This is a genomic window from Parendozoicomonas verongulae, assembly GCF_009711465.1.
Classification (GTDB): Bacteria; Pseudomonadota; Gammaproteobacteria; order Pseudomonadales; family Endozoicomonadaceae; genus Sansalvadorimonas; species Sansalvadorimonas verongulae.
In genome coordinates, this window is record NZ_SMME01000801.1 from 1 (window position 1) to 19,220 (window position 19,220).

Consider the following 19,220-nt stretch of genomic DNA (forward strand, 5'->3'; position numbering starts at 1 on the left):
CTCGATCATAAAACCTCAACAGACCCTAGCCCTCGGGGAGGGTAAACTTGCTGCGGGTCCAGGTTTGTCGGGACAGGCAGAATCTGTCTGTCGCGATATACACACATAACTCCAGAGCGTTGTTGTCGTTTGTCGAAACCAGTCGTGCGCTGTAGGTTTTTCCGCTTTCCGGATCAAGCACTCTACCGTACCACGCATTGCGTTTGGGGCTCTTTTCCATATTCTCCAGTACGATCATGCCTTTTATGGGCTGGTTATAACGTTCGCCGGAACACCCGGAGCAAATGGCTCCCTGATCCTGTGGCCGGTGCAATATCACCGCTTTTCCCTCGAACTGATGAGTATCCCCGCGCTGGTAAATATGCAGGGTTGTATCCAGAGTGCCTGTGTCATCGAGAATGTCCCAAAGCCCATCTATGCCGGAAGCACCATAGGATGATGGCGCCATAAGCGCAGAGAAAACGGCTGAAGTGAATGCACAATAAAGTCCTGCTTTCACACTGTCGGTGTGCTTGATCATTACTCTTCTCTGTCGTGTTGTTTGATTACTCAGGGGAGTCTGCAGCGTGGCAAGTGTAGACCCCACCTTGTGAAAACGCCTGAACCTGCCTATACACATCTGCGCTGTTTAATAAATATCAATAATTGGGAGAAGGCATGGCGGTTTCCTGGGGAAGGAATGTTTTACTTGCTGGTGGTCTTCTGATGACTGGCGGGGTTTCGGCAAATGGTATTTCAGTGGATGAAATGACCGTGAGACGACTGGGGGATGCTTTTTCTGGTGGTGCTGCTGATACAGCTGATGCCAGTGCAGTCTGGTATAACCCGGCAGCGATAACCTGTCTTCAAAAACCACAGATCACCGGTGGTCTGGTAGCCATTCCCCATAAGACACGTTTTGATGGAAAAGTCGTTGATGCTTTCTATGGTGATCCGGTTGGAGGCCATAACAAAACCTGGAAAGACACAGAGCTGATTCCCAATGTCTACAGTGCTATTCCCGTTGTGCCGGGCTGGTGGTTTGGTGTCGGTGTGAATTCACCCTGGGGAACCGGAACCCGATTTGATAGACGCTGGGTGGGTCGTTATCAATCCATTGAGAGTGAGCTGCTGACAGTCAATCTTCTCACAGTACTGGGCTGGCAGGTAACGGACTCTTTATCCCTGGGGGGCGGGTTGGTCACAGAATACGCGGATGGCAAAATTGAGCGGGCGATTATTCCTCTCTTTGGTCATGACGGGCGATTCAAAAGTAATGGTAACGATACCAGTATGGGGTTGATTTTTGGCGTGTTCTATCAGCCTCGGCTGGATTGGCAGTTAGGTATTAATTATCGAAGCGCCATCAGACACACCCTGGAAGGAGATATGGAGGTCACGCTTCCTGATGTTCATATCTATGAGCCCAGGATTAAAAGTGATCACACAAAGCTGAAAGGGCGTTTGAAACTGGATATTCCAGAAACACTCTCTTTGAGTGCCATTCACTCATTAACACCCGAATGGCGTGTAAAGGCCGATGCGACCTGGACGCGATGGAGCCGCTGGGATCAACTGGTTTTTGAACCAAAGCGTCCCGAGGGACTGATTGAAAAGGCCGAAGTACAGCCAATGGATTGGCATGATACCTGGCGATTTTCTGTAGGAGTGGAATATCAGCTTACTTCTATTTGGGTCTTGCGTGCCGGTATTGCCTACGACGAGTCACCAACGCCTAACCATACGGCAACGGTTGACTTTGCCATTGATGATTATCGGGCTGTATCCGTTGGTGCAACCTGGACACTGAATTCCGAACTTTCTGTGGATATGGCACTGCAACATACCTGGAGCTCACGTCGCTCTGTACATGAAGAGGTAAAAGATCCATCCGGTCAAACGGTAATTATGGCTGATGGTAAAGTAACAAACCGTATCAATAGTGTTGGTATCGGTATCCGGTGGTTGTTTTAATGTTTCGGGCTTTTCTATCGATAGGTTCGCCGTGATAATATCTAAGTACCCGGACCATTGCTTTCGCATAGTCTGACGGCGTCTTTTTCCGCCCTTGCTGCGTCACAACTCTTGTCACGTAGCGGGCTACGCTCCCGACGTTGTTCCTTGAAGAGCGAAAAAATTCACTCGCCACCATTATGCGAAAGCAATGGTTCGGGTACTTATGAAGGAGTTGATCAAGAGGTTGCTGGACTGATGGATGTTCAAAACAGACTACAACAGAAACTGCAAGAGGCATTTGGGCCGGAGTTTCTGAAGATTGAAAATGAGAGTCACATGCATAACGTGCCTGCTGGCTCTGAATCCCACTTCAAAGTTGTGATTGTTAGCCAGCAATTTGCAGATCAGATGCCGGTGAAAAGACATCAGCAGGTGTATCAAGTGCTGGCGGATGATTTGCAACATGATGTTCATGCCCTGGCACTGCACACATACACTCCTCAGGAGTGGGGAGTGCTTGAAAAGGCTCCCGAGAGCCCCGCCTGTGGTGGTGGACATTAAACTAGCGATGATTTTTAAGCCCGAACATCTCTGTTTGGGCTTTTATGGGCTTCCTCACCCAGGAGTTAACAGGTCTTAATGGCTCGTGATAGCAGGAGCCTGTATTGTTTTTAGCGTGTAGTATGCAGACCACATTCGCGATTGCCAATCACCTTGGTGGGGTCGAAGTAATCTTCTTCAATCGGCAAATCGTTTTCCACCAAATACTCTTCCAGATCCAGTTCGGTCCAGTAGAACAGAGGCGCAACCCGTAGCAGACCATCCTGCGTTTCGGTCAGAATATCCAGATTCTGGCGAAATGCTGTTTGCTCCTGACGAATGGCAGTAAGCCAGACATCAGGTTTGAATTCTCCCATAGCTCGGGTAAAGGGCTCCAGCTTAACCTCCTGAGTAAACATGTCATGCTCTGGCGTATCCACTTCCGGAATGCCGCCATGCACTGCCTCGCGATAGGCGCGGCTGTACTGAGGGTGGTATACATAAATATTCAGATTCAGGGACCGAATTAATTGTTCGGCAAATGTGTATGTGGCAGGGGTGCCATAACCTGAGTCAATCCAGATAACAGGGATATCCGGTTTTTGCTGCACAGCAAGGTGCAAAATGGCAGCTTCATGGGGGCCAAAGTTGGTTGTAATCACCGGTTTTTTCGCATCTGCCAAAGCCGTACGAATAATCTCCTCGGGGGAGCTGTTTTTCAGGGCAATGTTTTTGCTCTGAAGGGAATCCTGAAGGATGGCTGTCATGGTTTGATAGTTCTTGAGATTGTTTTTATTGGCAGAACTATAAATTTCCAATGCTGCCGAGTCTATGAATTCTCGTCTTAAACCATAGTGTTATTTTTTATATGGATATTACGTAATAGGAGCCACGCAGAGCCAGTTAATTCATACGTGGCTAAAGGGAAAGGCTACGCTACTGCAACACTTGCCTGCTTACGGCCTTCCATGATTTTAAGACCAGAATATACAACACCTGTTACAACAGTACCTGCAATAATCGCCAGCAGATAGGACAGCACAGGGCTGATCGCACCTGGGATTAACAGAACAAACAAACCGCCATGAGGTGCCATCAGCTCAACACCAGCCAGCATGGACATAGCACCTGTAAGCGCGCCTCCAGTGACGCAGGCTGGTATCACACGCATCGGATCACGGGCTGCAAATGGGATTGCTCCCTCGGAGATAAAACACAGACCGAGAACCATCGCCGCTTTACCCGCCTCCTGTTCTGGTGCACTGAAGTAACGACGTGCGATCAGTGTCGCCAATCCCATACCCAGAGGAGGAATCATACCTGCTGCCATAACAGCTGCCATTGGGCCGTAGGTTTCAGAACCAAGCAAACCAACACCAAAGGTATAGGCAACTTTGTTTACCGGACCGCCCATATCAAAGCACATCATGGCACCCAGCAGTGCGCCGAGAAGAACTGCGTTAGCAGCACCCATGTTGTTGAGGAAGTCGGTCAATGTAGTCATCAAAGCCGATACAGGACCACCCACCACGTAGATCATAATCAGACCGGTGAATAAACTGGCCACTAATGGGATGATCAGAACAGGTTTCAGTGCAGCCATGGAACCAGGCACCGGCACCTTCTCTGAGATTGCTTTGGCAGAGTAACCAGCAAGAAAACCTGCAACAATACCACCCAGGAAGCCTGCTCCAGTAGAGCTGGCCAACATACCTCCAATTAATCCAGGAGCGAGGCCCGAGCGGTCAGCAATAGAAAACGCGATAAAGCCAGCCAAAACCGGAACCATCAGAGCAAAGGCACTGCCACTACCGATATTCATCAGGGCTGCCGCAAGTGTTCCTTCTTCTTTAAAGGCCTCAATTCCAAAAATAAATGACAATGCCACAGCCAATCCACCGGCTACCACCAGTGGTAGTATATGGGAGACACCCGTCATCAGATGCTTATAGACGCCCGGACGTTCTTCCGTCGTTGTTTTCGTTGAAACTGCTTTGCCGGTATGGTGATATACCTCAGACTCTGTATATGCCCGATCCAGCTCCTGGGCGGTTTTCTTCAGTGCGGCACCTGTGCTGGTTTTGTAGAGCTTCTTACCATCAAAACGTGACAGATCTACATCAATATCTGCAGCGATAACCACCAGATCTGCACTGGCAATGTCTTCTGCATTCAAATGATTCTTTGCGCCAATCGAACCACGGGTTTCAATTTTGATCCATTCGCCACGGCGCTTAGCTTCTTCTTCAAGAGCTTCAGCCGCCATAAAGGTATGAGCGACACCAGTCGGACATGCAGTCACTCCTACAATGCGACGACTTCTGGAAGCCTGAGTATTGGCTGCATCATCTTGAAATTCGGTGACGACAGAAGCTTCCAGCTGAGCAGTTTTAAGAAACATAACCGGATCTTCATAGCACTGACCAACCTCAGCATGATAAATACGTTTGCCTTCAAAGCGTGACTTATCACTGACAGGCCCAACCAGAATCACGAGTTCAGCTGCAGCGGTATCGTCTGCACTGATTGTCTCAATGCTGGCAACAGAGCTCTGCACCTCAAAGCTGACACTCCAGGCAAGTGTTTCAGCGGCACGGGCTAAAACACCCTGGGCCAATACAGCATTGGCTATTCCTGAAGGGCAGGCGGTAACAATCACTGTTTTCATTGTGGTCATTTCCTTCTAATTACATCATCTGGGGATTCAAAGCGTTTACCGAGACCTGCTGAATCACTGAATTCAGTGTGTCCTGATCGGGAACACCAACACCTGTCTGACTGACAGCGAGTGCTGACAAGGCAGTTGCGTGGCGCAGCACGGTTTCACGGTCATGGTTTTGATTAAGCCCATGGCATAATCCAGCCACCAGAGTGTCACCAGCACCAACAGTGCTGACCACAGACATGCGAGGTGGTACCGATTTTAACCACTGCCCGTTATTGAGCCAGAGTACTCCGTTGACGCCGCGGGAAATCACCACGTGAGCAATGCCGGTTGCTGAAAGCTGTTCACCAACCTGCATCAGAGCGTCTTCGGTCTCTAATGCATGTCCAGCCCACTCTGAAAGCTCTTCTTCATTAGGCTTCACCAGCCAGGGGCTGGCAGACATAGCTGCTTTTAACGCATCACGACTGGTATCAACAATGACCTTATTTCCCCGCTTATTCAGCAGGCTAATCAAATGGGCAAATGACTCCGGACTGACCCCAAGCGGCAAGCTACCAGCAATAACAACCAGCTCATGATTGGCAGCCTCCTCCAATAAACGTGTTTCAAAAGTCTGGAATTGTTCTTCACTGATAAACACACCAGGAAAGTTCAAGTCTGTTACATCACCATGGCATTCAACCAGTTTGATGTTGATACGCGTTTCTCCGGGAACACGAATGAAGTTATCTTTCGAGTTCATCTGTTGAAACAGGTCAGTAAATCCTCTGTCGTTTTCCTGCCCCAGAAAGCCAGTAACAGCTACAGAATCACCAAGGTCTGTCAGCACACGAGCAACATTAACTCCCTTACCCGCTGGATGAAGTGTGAACCTTTCGACGACATTAACTTTACCCACATTCAACTCGGGTAAACTGGCTGTCATATCCAGGGCAGGGTTCAGTGTAACCGTCAGAATTGAGCGACTCATGCCAGAGCCTCACCAAGACCGGATGTAATGGCCTGCTCAATGGCTGCCAATGCTTCGGCAGCTTGCACTCCCTCAGCAATTACTGCAATCCGATGACTTTTTGCCAATCCCAGCCCTATTACATTGGACACCACTCGACCATTAACAAACTCACCATTTTCAGTGGCATTAGCGACTTGAATAGATGCATCAAACCCTTTGATGGCATGAACCAACATCGCACTTGGACGGGCATGAAGGCCATGGCTGTTCATAATGGTAAAATAATGAACGTTCTCTCTGACCTCTGGCTGGATGCTGACCAGTGAAGAAATAATGGTTGATGCATCTGCAGTTAATAAAGACGTCAGCCGTTTCTCAAACATCAAGCCAGATAACGCTGTCAGCACCTTGGTGCAGCTATCATCAACAGATGCCAGAGTAATCAGCGCCTTCACAGGCAATTCGTTATAAGAAATATCAGTAGATGCCGTCACCATAGACATTGCAGATTGTTTTACACCTGTAGAGCCTGACGATAGCCAGAAGCCTTCACCAAGATAGGTCGGTTCACTGCTGATGAGCTGAGTAACAAAGGTACTATCCACGAGTTGCTGGTCGCTCAGTAAACCAACAGAAGCAGCTTTAAGCGTAATCAGACTTTTAGCTGGAAAATTCAAATCAATCAGTGACTGATCAAACGTAAATTTGCCTTTATTAGCGTTGAGCATTTTTGCAATAACGCTTGCGCTGGAAGCTTCTTTTAAATGCTTTTCCAAACCAGGAGTTGAAAGCACTCGAGTCAATTGTTTCAGAATTCCCAGGTGCTCATCAGAGCCTGCAGCAATACCAATGACCACATACGCCTTCTGACCTTCATCTCCCCAGGCAATACCCGCAGGAAATTGCATCACCTGAACACCGGTTTTCACAACCTGGTTACGGGTTTCAACTGTGCCATGCGGAATAGCAATGCCGTTGCCGATGTAGGTAGCAGCCTGCAGCTCACGTTGTTGCATGCCCTGTTCATAACCATTCTTAACTAAACCACGGCTCACCAGGCCTTCGGCGACCATGGCAATAGCCTGCTGCTTATCCGGTGCATTTTGTCCGGTCACAATATCCGGCTCGGTGACTGTTAACATAAATCTTCTGCCTGTTGATGACGCCTGATGTCGAATAATTCAATATGCTGAACCGATTCAGCTTTTAATGCTGAATCGGTTCAGCTTACAATGCAAACAATATTTAACAGCCCTTTCTATTCTTTTGATTCAAATCAGAAAGGTGGATAGACACTGACGAGCTCAGCGAATGAAACTGGATGAAATCGCACAACTGGCAGGTGTATCAAAAACCACGGCCAGCTATGTCATTAACGGTAAAGCAGACAAGTATCGAATCAGTCAGCGTACGCGTGACAAAGTGTTAGCTGTCGTAAAAGCGTATGGATTCCACCCGGATCATGGAGCTTCTTCACTACGAAGTGGCAAAAGTCGGTCTATTGGCCTGATCATTCCGGATCTGGAGAATAAGAGTTATGCCAAGCTGGCAAAATTGCTTGAAAGCAATGCCAGGGGACAGGGCTTTCAACTATTGATCAGTTGCACTGATGATAACCCAGAGACAGAAAAAGATGTTGTTCGTCTGTTACTCAGCCGTAAACTGGATGCCTTGATTACCGCTTCCTGTCTGACGGATGATGCGAGCTTTTATAAGCGCATTCAGGCGGGTGGCACTCCGGTGATCGCTGTCGACCGTACGCTGCCTTCTGAACACTTCACATCTGTTACCAGCGAAGATGATGATGGGGCTTTTTTGCTGACGTCCCGGCTGCTTGAAGCCTCACCTGCTTCCATTGCTCTGATCAGCGCCTGCCCGGAGCTCAGTGTCTCTCAATTTCGTGAGGCTGGCTTTAGAAAAGCTCTTGAAACCCTACCAGTCTCTATCAATAGTGAAATATGTTATGGACGACACTTTTCTCCTGAAGCCAGTCACAATATTCTGCACCAATGGATTGAAAGCAACACTGTTCCTGACGCAATTATCACGGCATCGTTTACTCTATGTGAGGGTGTACTGGACATCTTGCGCCAGAAACCAGAACTGATGGATAAAGTCCAGCTGGCCACTTTTGGAGACCATCGTTTCCTGGATTTTCTCCCTTTTCAGGTTCAATCACTGGCACAGCAGTTTGAAGTCATCTCAGACCATGTGATCTCTCATGCAATTAAAGCCATCGAAGGCATTTACCAGCCAGGTGTGACTTATGTAGCTCGGAAGGCAGTATGGCGGTGAGCCTCCCCAGCTCTACCGGAGTACCTCTTAGCGATGTCGCCTGTCGTTTTTCTTTTTTGGCTTTTTTAATTCCGTACACAGATAAAAGGGCGTGTTTCGATTGGTTTGCACAGGCCAGCAGCGCATGTGCTCTTTCATGACTGCTTTTTTATTTTTAACGTAGACACCGGGGTTAATGAGTTGCTCCCCTTTAAAAGGCAGTGGCTGGTTGTATGTGCGCAGCACCTCCTCGAGTTTTATGCCAATTGTCGTGAAGTTTCTATGGGCTTGATTGAAGGCACGGCCGCTCTTGAGTGTTGAGCTGATTTCACTTTCCAGAGCAGCCAGTACTCCGGGGTCCATACCGTAGTGATAGGCATCCTCTCGAACCCTTTCGGCGATATTCAGCATATACCCCAATGCCTTTTCAATGTGGGGGCGCATTCTGTCCCACCGGATCGAAACCAGTGCCTGATCCATCATTTCAAGAATATGGGTGAATTCACTGAGCAATCCAATGGCTTCTAATGCAGTTTCATAGGGAGCCGTCATGGACAGGCTGCCTTCCATCGTCTCCATGCGTTCACTGACGTATTCTACAACCTGGTGGGCGTAGTGATTGACCAGATCTGGCGAGTATAAGTCACTTCCTGTTATCAGGTCGCGAATACTCAAGGCATAGGCAAGAACGTCTTTGCGACTGACGGATACATTCTGAGCCATTACTGGCAGCATGGAAGGGTACTGGGGGAGGTTATTCATACGGTGCCCCAGACGTTCAATATACTTCTCTCTTTCCGACAGGCTGGATGGAGCCTCCAGCGGGTAATCCGACGGCATATGACCGGTATAATCGACGGAATTGCGATAAATGGGCTTTGTTCTTCCAGTTACAGGCACGGCCTCTGCAACAATAGGTGCTGTTAGAACGCTGGTCATTAACAGTGTGGGAAGAGAGGTTCGTAAGGCGAGGTTGAACATAGGACTACCTGGCACTTTTGGTCACTGATAGACTTATAAAGACCAAAAGAGGGGGAGGTAGTTCAGGAATTTCTGTAACTGTTGTTATAAATACTCAGGTCACTGCTTTCGCCATGATATCCCCCTTCCATCAGGCCTCTTCAGCTATGGCTTTATGGTAAGGGGGAACAGCTTACGGGGGACTCGGTGACATCTGTCGAAGATTGAGTTATGCCCAGTTCGACTTTTTGCGACGAGGTTGCAGCATAGGGGCCACCAGACCGAACAGCAGGCCAATGAGCAGGGTGCCTGCTCCATAGAGGTACCATTGCTGGGTGGATGAATCTTCCAGTTGCTGATTAGTACTTTGCAGGGTTTGCAGTTCACTCATCAGCTGCTCGTTGGTGACCACGAGTTCACGGTTACGCTTATCCAGTTCCAGGCTTTTGGAGGAGATGGCTTTGATGCGAGTCAGCTCTTCTTGCAGCTTTTCTGTAGAACGCGTGTTGTTGCTCAGGGACGAACTGGTAGTTTTCAGAGTGTTCTCTGTTTCTTTTAGCTTTTGTGTCAAAGAGACAACCTGTTTTTTCAAGCTGGCTGCTTCATTTTGCGCCGCCTGAAGCTGCAATACTGCAGGAGGCTGGAACAGGATGTACTGACTGGGAACAAAACCCTCCAGGCCGCCCCGCGTGGTGACTTTGTAGTAACCGTTGTCAGGTTCTTTTTCCTGCAGGGTAAGGGCTGTACCGGTTTTCAGTGCCCGGTGAACAATGCGGAATTCATTGCCAGGGCCTGCCCGCAGGGGAACATAGAGGGTATCAGCAATATAAACCGTTTCTGCTGTTGCCATACCTGACAGTGTCAGTAGAGTCATGAATAGAGGAATGAGACGTTTCAAATCTTTGCTCCATCAATACAAACGCAGCACCCTATCCTTATGAGGTGCTGCGCTGGTAAAAACAATAATAAGGGATTCTTATCATATATTGCAGATGACTACAAAATGCAGGTCGTCCGCTGAGTAAAGCTCACTCTGCCTTGTTGTTCTCTGCGGTGGGATCTTCCTGAAGATGACGGCTCAGGAATAAGATCTGGACAATCACAAAGGTAAAGGTCAGCCCCAGGTTGCCAAACACTTTGAAGTCGATCCAGAAATCACCGGGAATCATAAAGGCGGCAAACCAGTTAGCTGCTCCCAGCAGAGTGAAGAACACCACCCAGCTCAGGTTAACTTTGTACCAGACCGGCTCAGGCAGTTTCATGGCGTGGGACAACATATGCCGAATCAGAGGTTTCTGGCCAATAAACTGACTGCCCAGAAACGCTACGGCAAACACCCAGTTCACAATGGGCGCCTTCCACTTAAGAAAGGTTTCGTCACGGAACATAACAGTCATAGAGCCCAGCACCAGTACCGCAGCCAGAGTAAACATCTGGCTCTTTTCCAGAGACTTCTGCTTGATCCAGAGTGCGCCATACACAATCACAGATGTGATAATCAGAATAGCTGTGGCGCTGATAATACCGCCCAGCTCATAGGTCTGGCCAAAGGCGGACACTTGTCGTGGATCCAGCTTGGCCACAACAAAGAAAAAAATCAGGGGTAAAAAATCAATAAATTGTTTCATGCAATAGACCGGCTAATGGGCGACAATCGCCAGTATCTCCAGAAATACTTGAAGTTGTATTGGAGAGCGTAGTCTAAAGGCAGTTCCGGACAGGATAAAGAACACTCATGTTACAAAGTGCAGAAAAGGTCGATTTTCATTGCCACAGCACCGCATCGGATGGAGTTTTGTCTCCGGCGCAACTGTTGGAACGCGCCATTGGCGTGGGAGTGGACTGTCTGGCTTTAACAGATCACGACACCATTGCCGGCACCCGCTGGCTGGTGGAGCAGGGCGTACCTGAGAGTATTCATCTGATACCGGGTTGTGAAATTTCCACTCTCTGGGGCTCTCGGGAAATCCATATTGTGGCTCTGGGCTTTGATCTGGATAACCCGGATATGCTGCGCTTTCTCACTGCACAGGGGCGAGCCCGCTGGCAGCGATTTGAGCGGATTGCGGAAAAGGTCTCCCGTCGTTTGCCGGAATACTCTCTGGAACAATGCCTTGAAGGGGCGCTGGGTCAGGCGCGTCAGGCTCAGGAAAAGGCTGATCCAAACTTTGTGTTGGATGATCAGGATATCCAGATAGGTCGTCCGCACTTTGCCAGCTGGATGGTGCAGCAAGGTCTCACTCCAGACCGTAATGCCGCTTTTGATAAATATCTCAGTGCTAAACGCATTGGTAACGCCAAACAACACTGGCCAGCTATGGCGGATACTGTTCAGGCTATTTTGAGCTGGGGTGCTGTACCGGTTCTGGCTCACCCCGGCCGTTATCGTATGACCGGTATGAAACTGCAGGAACTGATACGTGCTTTCTCCCAGGCCGGTGGGCTGGCTATGGAAGTGGTGGGTTGCCAGCAGCCCCATGGAGAGCGGGAAACTATGGCAAAATACTGCGAGAAGTTTTCTCTTCATGGCTCTATGGGCAGTGATTTTCATGGGCCGTGGTCGGACTATGTTGAGCTGGGGCGGCTGGGGCCTTTGCCGGAATCCTGCACATCAGTCACTGAACTTCTGCTTCCGGCGTAACTGCTTTATACTTCAGCCGCCTTCAAACGCCGTTCTCGCCAAGGATTGTCCTGTGAGCCAGTTTTTCCAGATCCATCCTGATAACCCTCAGGCTCGGTTGATTCGTCAAGCTGTTACCATTCTCGAGCAGGGAGGGGTCATTGCTTACCCGACGGATTCCGCCTATGCGCTGGGGTGTCGTATTGGTGATAAGAAAGCGGTGGAGCGGATTCGGCAGATTCGTCGTCTGAATGACCGGCATAATATGACGCTGGTGTGCCGGGACCTCTCTGAACTGGCCACCTATGCTAAGGTGGAAAACTCCGATTATCGCCTGTTAAAAGCCGCCACCCCCGGTGCCTATACCTTTATCCTTCAGGCCACCACTCAAGTGCCCCGACTGGTGATGCACCCGAAACGTCGCACCATCGGCATCCGTGTGCCGGAGCATAATATTATCAGCGCACTACTGGCAGATTTAGGCGGCCCCCTGCTGAGCACAACCCTTCAGCTGCCTGGGGATGAATTTCCACTGACAGACCCTTACGATATTCGCACCACACTGGAACATCAGTTAGATCTGGTGATTGACGGTGGTTTCTGCGGTATGGAAGCAACAACAGTAGTGAGCTTTGTGGGAGACGAAGCACCAGAAATCTGGCGGGAAGGTAAGGGCGATTCCTCCCTCTTCTAACCTATTGGTTAGTCAGAGTGTGAAACTCTTTTCCAGAGGCTTTCTCAAACCTGCAATATAACCCGAAATCAGGTTTTGAAATGCCCAGCCGTATAAGTAAAACGCGACGTTCTGCCCGCTTACAGGCATTGGGTATGACCAGCGCTTCCCCAAGTTATCCCGGGCGCAAAAAAAACGGAAAGATTGTGAATGGCAGACGGGCACGCAGACAGCAGCTGGCCCAACAGCGTTTAACTGTACGACGCCCACAATCCTCTGTTATCAACTTTTCACACTCCTGTTCCTTTACAAGGGGGCGCACGCTTGCTGCCAGGCTGGATGAGCATAGCCGTGTCATTCCCCAAGTGAGTGTTTTGCCAAATGCAGGGGTCGGGCTAAAAGCCAAGAGGGATTTCTCCCCTGGAGAAATTGTTGTTGAGGTGAAGGGTCGGCTGGTTGTGTCATTTGCCTGTGCCGACAAGTTGGCTGCAGTAGCGCTGCAGGGACGCAAAGCCGAAGTTATGGAAGACGATAGTTATGTTCTGTATCTGAAGGATGTTTTCAGCAAAAAAAATCGGCAGGTTCTATTGTCCTATGGCCTTGATCCTCAAAACCATACCCGTTATCTGAACAGTAGCAATGGGTCAGGCCCACCAAACCTTGGGGTGAATGTCATTCTCGATCCGAGTATTGTGGTGGCCAGAGATGGAGATCTGACAGAAGTTCGTGAGGGGCAGTTTCGTGAAAAGCATGCCTGTGTATTGGGGGTGGCGACTGCTTCTATCAAAGCCGGGGATGAGCTGTTGTTTCCCTATGAGTTTTCTACCGACAGCTCCCATCTATGCACCCCGGCTCAGGTATCCCAGTACACCCTGAAAGGTGTGTTAAAGCGTATAGACCCTGAGGGTGAAAACGTCCGCAGCACCTACGGCTATAAACATGACAGGAAGAGTCGTACCACTTTGGAAATGCTGCCAGATATTTATGGTCGCTCTTTATTCAGTGCAGAGTTTTTAGAGTGTCATCAAAAGCTGGTAGAAGACCCCGGCAATATGGAATGGCAGAACCGGCTGGTGGTTTTGGGAAACCGAAAACCAGCCACCCGCGAAGCTACTACACAAATGCTGTTCAGCTGTTATCTCTATAAATATGGTGTCACTGAAGATAAACCACTGCACCGCATGCAGGTGCATCACCTTTACCGTCGTCTGAATAGTTTGAATGTTGATAACCCAATACGCCCAGGTGAGGCCTGGGCAGATCATGATACTTATCGTTACGCCCTTCGTTTCCGCCTGCTGGCGCCGGAAGATGAATGTACCATCATGCCCTTGAGCTATGTGGCTCAGGAAGTACGCCTTGGCAAAATAGAACCGCTTGTGAGTTTTTGTCATGACTGGATGCTACAGAAGAAAGGGGGCACCCTCGTAGGTAATCTGAACCAGTGGGGCGTGTCTCGGGTTGTTGGTGATAAGGTTGAGGAGGGACGCAAGTGGGACAAAAAAAGTCTGCTGGCTTTTTGCCAGCACCACGGTATTACCTTGCCCAGTGCCGTACCGACATACTGCCCGCAAGATACACAGCAAATGTGTGCAACCGTATGGGACCGCTGTCAGGCTGGCGATACTAGCGCCATCTGGAATGTATTGCGTACTCATCTTAGAAATAAAACCCCTGTCAACCGTGTTATAAAGGAGTTAAGACGCCATAATGTCAATCTTGATATCAGTATGAATGACGATGAAAAGATTGACTTGACTCGCCTGTTGTTGTTTATCAAGCAACATGGCAACAGAGCTCAGAAGAGTGCATGGTTCAAGCGTATTGAACAAGATATACGTAAATACAGCTACACCGGAAACTTTGGCGGTGTAGTGCTACAAGCCTTCCACCAACTCTGTGACCCTGAACTGAAAAAATGGCTGCTCCTGAGGATTATTGATGCACGCTTACATAGTGTTACTAAAGAGCCATCCACCATGGTCCGGAATATAAACAATCAGAAGCTGTTGAATCCGGACGATCCGACGAGGTTGTGGACATCGGATAGCATATATTGCTGGTTGCAGCGTAACAGTAGCAGGATGGCACGGATCTACTTGAGTAATGCCGGACCAAGGCTGAAAGCCAGGCTGATTGATCGGTGGGGGCGGCCATAGAAGCTGTTGAGATTGTGTCGGTAACAATCCGACTGCACCTGACGCTTTCGAATCAGTATAATTTCCCGTTTGATTGATCAGAACAGGAGTTGATCCTTGAACGCAGCAGACCCTCAGTCGCGGGTTCTGTCCGGCATGCGCCCTACGGGGCAACTGCATCTGGGCCATTATCACGGTGTATTGAAGAACTGGCTAACGCTCCAGCATGAGTACGAATGTTTCTTCTTCGTGGCAGACTGGCATGCACTCACTACCCATTACGATGATCCGGCACTGATTCAGGAGCATGCTCTGGAGATGGTGATTGACTGGCTGGCGGCGGGCATCAATCCCGGTCAGGCCACCTTGTTTGTGCAGTCCCGGGTGCCTGAGCATGCGGAGCTGCATCTGCTGCTATCTATGATGACACCGCTCTCCTGGCTGGAGCGGGTGCCCACCTACAAGGATCAACTGGAACGTTTGAAAGAACGGGATTTATCCACATATGGTTTTCTGGGTTATCCATTGTTACAAAGCGCAGATATTCTCGCCTATCGTGCAGGTCTGGTACCTGTAGGTAGCGATCAGGAAGCCCATCTGGAAATTACACGGGAAATCGCCCGTCGTTTTAACCATATCTACGGTCGTGAGCCCGGCTTTGAAACCAAGGCCGAACAGGCAATTAGCAAGATGGGGCGCAAGTCAGCCAGGCTCTATCGCAACCTGCGCCGCGGGTTTCAGGAAACCGGAGATCTGGATGCCCTGGAAACCGCCCGGGCATTGCTCCGGGAACAGCAAAATATTACGCTGGGTGATCAGGAGCGATTGCAGGGTTATCTGGAAGGCACCGGTAAGGTAATTCTTCCCGAGCCATCTGCGTTGCTGACGGAGCAGGCGAAAATGCTGGGGTTGGATGGGCAGAAGATGTCCAAGTCTTACGGCAACGCCATCGCCCTGCGGGATGATACCGACACTATCGTGGGTAAAATCCGCCGCATGCAGACCGACCCGGCCCGTATGCGCCGTACCGACCCCGGTGAGCCGGAGAAGTGTCCGGTATGGAATTTCCACAAAATCTACTCCGATGAGACATTGCAGGAGTGGGTGTGTAACGGTTGTCGCAGTGCGTCCATTGGCTGTCTGGAGTGTAAGGCACCGGTGATTGAAACCATTGACGAAGAGATTGCACCGATTCGTCTGCGAGCCGCAGAACTGCAGGCGAATCCGGATGAAGTGAGTAATATTCTGGCCGAAGGCAGCGAGCGCGCTGGCGACGAAGCCGGGGAAACTCTGAGAGACGTCAGGGAAGCTATGGGGCTTGGCTGGCGTTGAAGAAAACAAAAAAAACAAGACGGACACCCATGGGAAAGGATAACCAGAATGATGTTGCTGTCGAAGACACATCGGATGCAGGTTCACCAGAACAATTGCCACTGGCGATAGTGGGCGGTGAGCCCCTGAGCAAACTGCCGGATGATCTCTATATTCCACCGGATGCACTGGAAGTGTTTCTGGAGGCCTTTGAAGGGCCTCTGGATTTGCTGTTGTATCTGATCAAACGCAACAACATGGATATCCTCAACATTGAGGTGGCATCTATCACCCGGCAATACATGGAGTATGTGGAGCTGATGGAGTCCTCCCAGTTTGAACTGGCGGCGGAATATCTGGTGATGGCGGCAACCCTGGCGGAGATAAAATCCCGCATGTTGCTGCCACGGCAGGTGGAAGCCGAGGATGAAGAGGAAGACCCCCGTGCGGAACTGATTCGTCGCCTGCAGGAGTACGAACGCTTCAAACAGGCTGCGGAAGATATAGACGCCATGCCCCGCATGGGTCGTGAAATTCACAAGGTGAAGATTGACCCTCCCAAACTGGAACACGGTACGGTGCACCCGGATATCAATCTGCGGGAAGTGCTGGTGGCGCTGGGGGAAGTGATGAAGCGCGCAGAGATGTTCGAGGAGCACCATATTCAGGCGGAAGTGCTCTCAACCCGGGAACGGATGAGTATGGTGCTGGAAAAACTGCGGGGTGACACGTTTGTACCGTTCGTCACCCTGTTTACCATTGAGGAAGGCCGGTTGGGTGTGGTTGTGACCTTTCTGGCGGTTATGGAGTTGATTAAGGAATCTCTGGTGGAGCTGGTCCAGACCGAATCCTATGGCCCCATTCATGTTAAGGCGCGGGTAGAATGAGCGAACAGGATCACATTGAAGAGCTGCCAGACGAGGCCATCGAAGAAGGCGCACCTCAGTTTTACGGAGAGGCACCCATCGTTCCTGTGATTGAAGCAGCACTGATGGCGGCGGGAAAACCTCTGACTCTGGAACAGCTGGCAGGGTTGTTTGATGACAACGTTCGCCCCAGTAAGCCCGAAATGAAACAGGCCATGGCAGACCTCGCTGAACAGTGCGAAGGCCGTGGTTTTGAGTTAAAGGAAGTGGCCAGCGGCTGGCGCTTTCAGGTGCGTCAAGAGCTGGCTCCGTGGGTCGGCCGTTTGTGGGATGAAAAGCCCCAGCGTTATACCCGTGCGCTTTTGGAAACTCTGTCGCTGATTGCCTATCGCCAGCCCATTACCCGCGGCGAAATTGAAGATATTCGTGGGGTGAGTGTCAGTACCAATATCATTCGTACGCTGCAGGAGAGAGAATGGGTGCGTGTGGTGGGCCATCGGGATGTGCCCGGCCGTCCGGCCATGTATGCGACAACCCGTCAGTTTCTGGACTATTTTAATCTACGCAATCTGGATGAACTGCCTCCGCTTTCGGAGTTGCGGGATCTGGATGCCATGGCTCAGAAGCTTGAGGGTGGCGCAGGTGACGCCCAGCCTGAACTGCTGGATGATGACGGTACACCGGAAGAAGCTGTTGGTGAGGTGCCAGAAGGTGATGCGGCCGCTCTGGTTTCTGTAGAAGCTGCCCAGGCTTTCCAGGAGGAAGGGGAAGAGACGATAGAAAAACTCTTCTCGGAACTGGATGAGATGGAAGGCGACCTGACCCTGACCTATCAGGATTACGATCCGCTGGAGCACAAGGCTCCCGAGGCTGAGAGCGAAAAGCCTGTTGAAACCGAAAAGTCTGTTGAAACTGAGGTCGTCAAGGTTACTGAGACAGCTGATACAACAGCTGAAGCTGAAAATGCAGCGGCGGCTGAAGAGGATGAACTCGAACGAGCTATAGCTGAAGAAAGAGTAGCCCTTGCAGAACAGAGCGAATCGGAAACTGAGGATAATGAAGAGCTTGTTGCCTCTGTTGACATAGAACAAACGTACCAGTACAAACCCCGTTTCGATGATGACCGTCGCCGCGATGAACAGGATGAAGGTAATGATGATGATATCTCCAGCCTGATGGATGAGCTGCTGTCGGATCGGGATGAAGACGACAACGATTAATTGAAAGAATCCCTCTGAGCGAGCGAGTTCTTGTCCGCTCAGGTGCTGCCAGACTTCATTGGGAAGGTGGCAGCCATTCACCGTTTGGGAAAACCGTGACCCTTAAGAGAATTAAGTAGTATGAGTAATATTGAAACTCCCGTTGTAGAAGACACAGCAACTTCTGCTGCAGCCCCCACCGGTGAGCGTTTGCAGAAGGCTCTGGCGCGTCAGGGCCTTGGCTCCCGTCGTCAGATTGAAGCCTGGATTGCTGAAGGCCGTATCCATGTGAATGGAGAAAAGGCAACTCTGGGTATCCGTATCCAGTCAGGTGATCAGGTAGCCCTCGATGGCCGTACCGTGCACCTGAAAGAGCAGGGTAACCGTCGAGTGATTGCCTATAACAAGCCGGAAGGTGAGGTATGCACCCGTACGGATCCAGAAGGTCGCCCGACCGTTTTTGACCGCTTGCCAAAAATTGCCGGTGAACGTTGGATTGCTATTGGCCGTCTGGATATCAATACGTCTGGTCTGCTGCTGTTCACTACCGATGGTGAGCTGGCCAACCGCCTGATGCACCCGTCGCACCAGATTGAGCGTGAATACGCGGTGCGTGTCTTCGGTGAAGTGACACAGCAGAAAGTGAAAAACCTGTTTGATGGTGTGGAGCTGGAAGATGGCCCCGCCCGTTTCACTGATATTGTCGACAGTGCCAACGAAGGCATTAACCGCTGGTTCCACGTATGTATTCTGGAAGGTCGTAACCGCGAGGTGCGTCGGCTGTGGGAATCCCAGGATCTGAGCGTAAGCCGTCTGAAGCGTGTACGTTACGGCAGTACCATTATTCCGGATCACCTGCGTCAGGGGCGCTGGGTTGAACTGGAACAGGCCGATGTGGATGCACTGGCTGATCTGGTGGAGCTGCCACGTGTCGCCGCTGGCCCCAAGACCAGGGAAGATCGTCAGCGTACGGAACGTCAGCAGCGTAAGCGTCAGAATGTGAAAACCGGTGGCCGCCGTGGTGTGCGTCCGGTTGGAGCGCGTCGCGCACGGTAATAACGTGAGTTCGACGCTCGAAGAGACA

The 19,220-nt window shown here is 50.4% G+C and carries 18 protein-coding genes; 10 read left to right on the forward strand and 8 right to left on the reverse strand.

Features of this window, described 5'->3' with window-relative positions; genetic code table 11:
• Positions 1–25 precede the first annotated feature (25 nt).
• The gene (locus E1189_RS08265; RefSeq protein ID WP_196221323.1) at positions 26–520 is read right to left on the reverse strand and encodes a DUF2147 domain-containing protein; all 495 of its coding nucleotides are present in this window, start codon (positions 518–520) and stop codon (positions 26–28) included.
• A gap of 137 nt (positions 521–657) precedes the next feature.
• On the opposite strand from E1189_RS08265, the gene E1189_RS08270 reads away from it, so the two are divergent.
• Positions 658–1,953 carry an OmpP1/FadL family transporter gene (locus tag E1189_RS08270; RefSeq protein WP_155159560.1) on the forward strand — a complete coding sequence of 432 codons (1,296 nt, stop codon included), beginning with the start codon at positions 658–660 and terminating at the stop codon, positions 1,951–1,953.
• 237 nt (positions 1,954–2,190) lie between these two features.
• Positions 2,191–2,496, forward strand: coding sequence for a BolA family protein (locus E1189_RS08275; protein ID WP_155159561.1), 306 nt, complete (start codon positions 2,191–2,193; stop codon positions 2,494–2,496).
• A 110-nt stretch (positions 2,497–2,606) separates the two neighbouring features.
• Here the strand turns inward: E1189_RS08275 and E1189_RS08280 are convergent, their stop codons facing one another.
• The 4 genes from E1189_RS08280 to fruB form a co-directional block, all read right to left on the reverse strand.
• Complete coding sequence (locus E1189_RS08280; protein ID WP_155159562.1) at positions 2,607–3,242, reverse strand: phosphoadenosine phosphosulfate reductase domain-containing protein; 636 nt, start codon at positions 3,240–3,242, stop codon at positions 2,607–2,609.
• Between the two features lie 164 nt (positions 3,243–3,406).
• Positions 3,407–5,143 (reverse strand): PTS fructose transporter subunit IIBC, encoded by a 1,737-nt coding sequence (fruA, locus tag E1189_RS08285; protein ID WP_155159563.1) that lies wholly within the window; start codon positions 5,141–5,143, stop codon positions 3,407–3,409.
• A gap of 19 nt (positions 5,144–5,162) precedes the next feature.
• Entirely contained in the window at positions 5,163–6,113 is a 951-nt protein-coding gene (gene pfkB, locus E1189_RS08290) for a 1-phosphofructokinase (RefSeq protein WP_155159564.1), read from the reverse strand.
• A complete protein-coding gene (gene fruB / locus E1189_RS08295; protein WP_155159565.1) occupies positions 6,110–7,237 on the reverse strand; it encodes a fused PTS fructose transporter subunit IIA/HPr protein in 1,128 nt (375 codons plus the stop codon). Before fruB ends, pfkB begins: the two co-directional genes overlap by 4 nt.
• Before the next feature lie 169 nt (positions 7,238–7,406).
• Between fruB and cra the strand changes: the two genes are divergently transcribed.
• Positions 7,407–8,390 carry a catabolite repressor/activator gene (gene cra, locus E1189_RS08300; RefSeq protein WP_155159566.1) on the forward strand — a complete coding sequence of 328 codons (984 nt, stop codon included), beginning with the start codon at positions 7,407–7,409 and terminating at the stop codon, positions 8,388–8,390.
• 27 nt (positions 8,391–8,417) lie between these two features.
• On the opposite strand, the gene E1189_RS08305 is transcribed toward cra, so the two are convergent.
• From E1189_RS08305 to E1189_RS08315, 3 genes are all read right to left on the reverse strand, one after another.
• A complete protein-coding gene (locus tag E1189_RS08305; RefSeq protein ID WP_155159567.1) occupies positions 8,418–9,350 on the reverse strand; it encodes a hypothetical protein in 933 nt (310 codons plus the stop codon).
• A gap of 208 nt (positions 9,351–9,558) precedes the next feature.
• Positions 9,559–10,227 carry a TIGR04211 family SH3 domain-containing protein gene (locus E1189_RS08310; protein ID WP_155159568.1) on the reverse strand — a complete coding sequence of 223 codons (669 nt, stop codon included), beginning with the start codon at positions 10,225–10,227 and terminating at the stop codon, positions 9,559–9,561.
• A gap of 130 nt (positions 10,228–10,357) precedes the next feature.
• Positions 10,358–10,957: an inner membrane-spanning protein YciB gene (locus E1189_RS08315; protein WP_155159569.1), complete on the reverse strand. Its 600-nt coding sequence runs from the start codon at positions 10,955–10,957 to the stop codon at positions 10,358–10,360.
• Positions 10,958–11,064: 107 nt separating this feature from the next.
• Between E1189_RS08315 and E1189_RS08320 the strand changes: the two genes are divergently transcribed.
• The 7 genes from E1189_RS08320 (at position 11,065) to rluB (ending at position 19,192) form a co-directional block, all read left to right on the forward strand.
• Positions 11,065–11,970: a PHP domain-containing protein gene (locus E1189_RS08320; protein ID WP_155159570.1), complete on the forward strand. Its 906-nt coding sequence runs from the start codon at positions 11,065–11,067 to the stop codon at positions 11,968–11,970.
• 52 nt (positions 11,971–12,022) lie between these two features.
• Positions 12,023–12,643, forward strand: a complete 621-nt coding sequence (locus E1189_RS08325) for an L-threonylcarbamoyladenylate synthase (RefSeq protein WP_329601945.1) — start codon at positions 12,023–12,025, stop codon at positions 12,641–12,643.
• Positions 12,644–12,723: 80 nt separating this feature from the next.
• A complete protein-coding gene (locus E1189_RS08330) occupies positions 12,724–14,781 on the forward strand; it encodes an SET domain-containing protein-lysine N-methyltransferase (RefSeq protein WP_155159572.1) in 2,058 nt (685 codons plus the stop codon).
• Positions 14,782–14,877: 96 nt separating this feature from the next.
• Positions 14,878–16,092 carry a tryptophan--tRNA ligase gene (locus tag E1189_RS08335; RefSeq protein WP_155159573.1) on the forward strand — a complete coding sequence of 405 codons (1,215 nt, stop codon included), beginning with the start codon at positions 14,878–14,880 and terminating at the stop codon, positions 16,090–16,092.
• A 29-nt stretch (positions 16,093–16,121) separates the two neighbouring features.
• On the forward strand, positions 16,122–16,958 hold the full coding sequence (locus E1189_RS08340) for a segregation and condensation protein A (RefSeq protein WP_155159574.1): 837 nt from the start codon (positions 16,122–16,124) through the stop codon (positions 16,956–16,958).
• The gene (gene scpB / locus E1189_RS25890) at positions 16,955–18,157 is read left to right on the forward strand and encodes an SMC-Scp complex subunit ScpB (protein ID WP_155159575.1); all 1,203 of its coding nucleotides are present in this window, start codon (positions 16,955–16,957) and stop codon (positions 18,155–18,157) included. The genes E1189_RS08340 and scpB overlap by 4 nt, the downstream gene beginning before the upstream one ends.
• A gap of 120 nt (positions 18,158–18,277) precedes the next feature.
• On the forward strand, positions 18,278–19,192 hold the full coding sequence (rluB, locus tag E1189_RS08350) for a 23S rRNA pseudouridine(2605) synthase RluB (RefSeq protein WP_155159576.1): 915 nt from the start codon (positions 18,278–18,280) through the stop codon (positions 19,190–19,192).
• Positions 19,193–19,220: the final 28 nt, after the last annotated feature.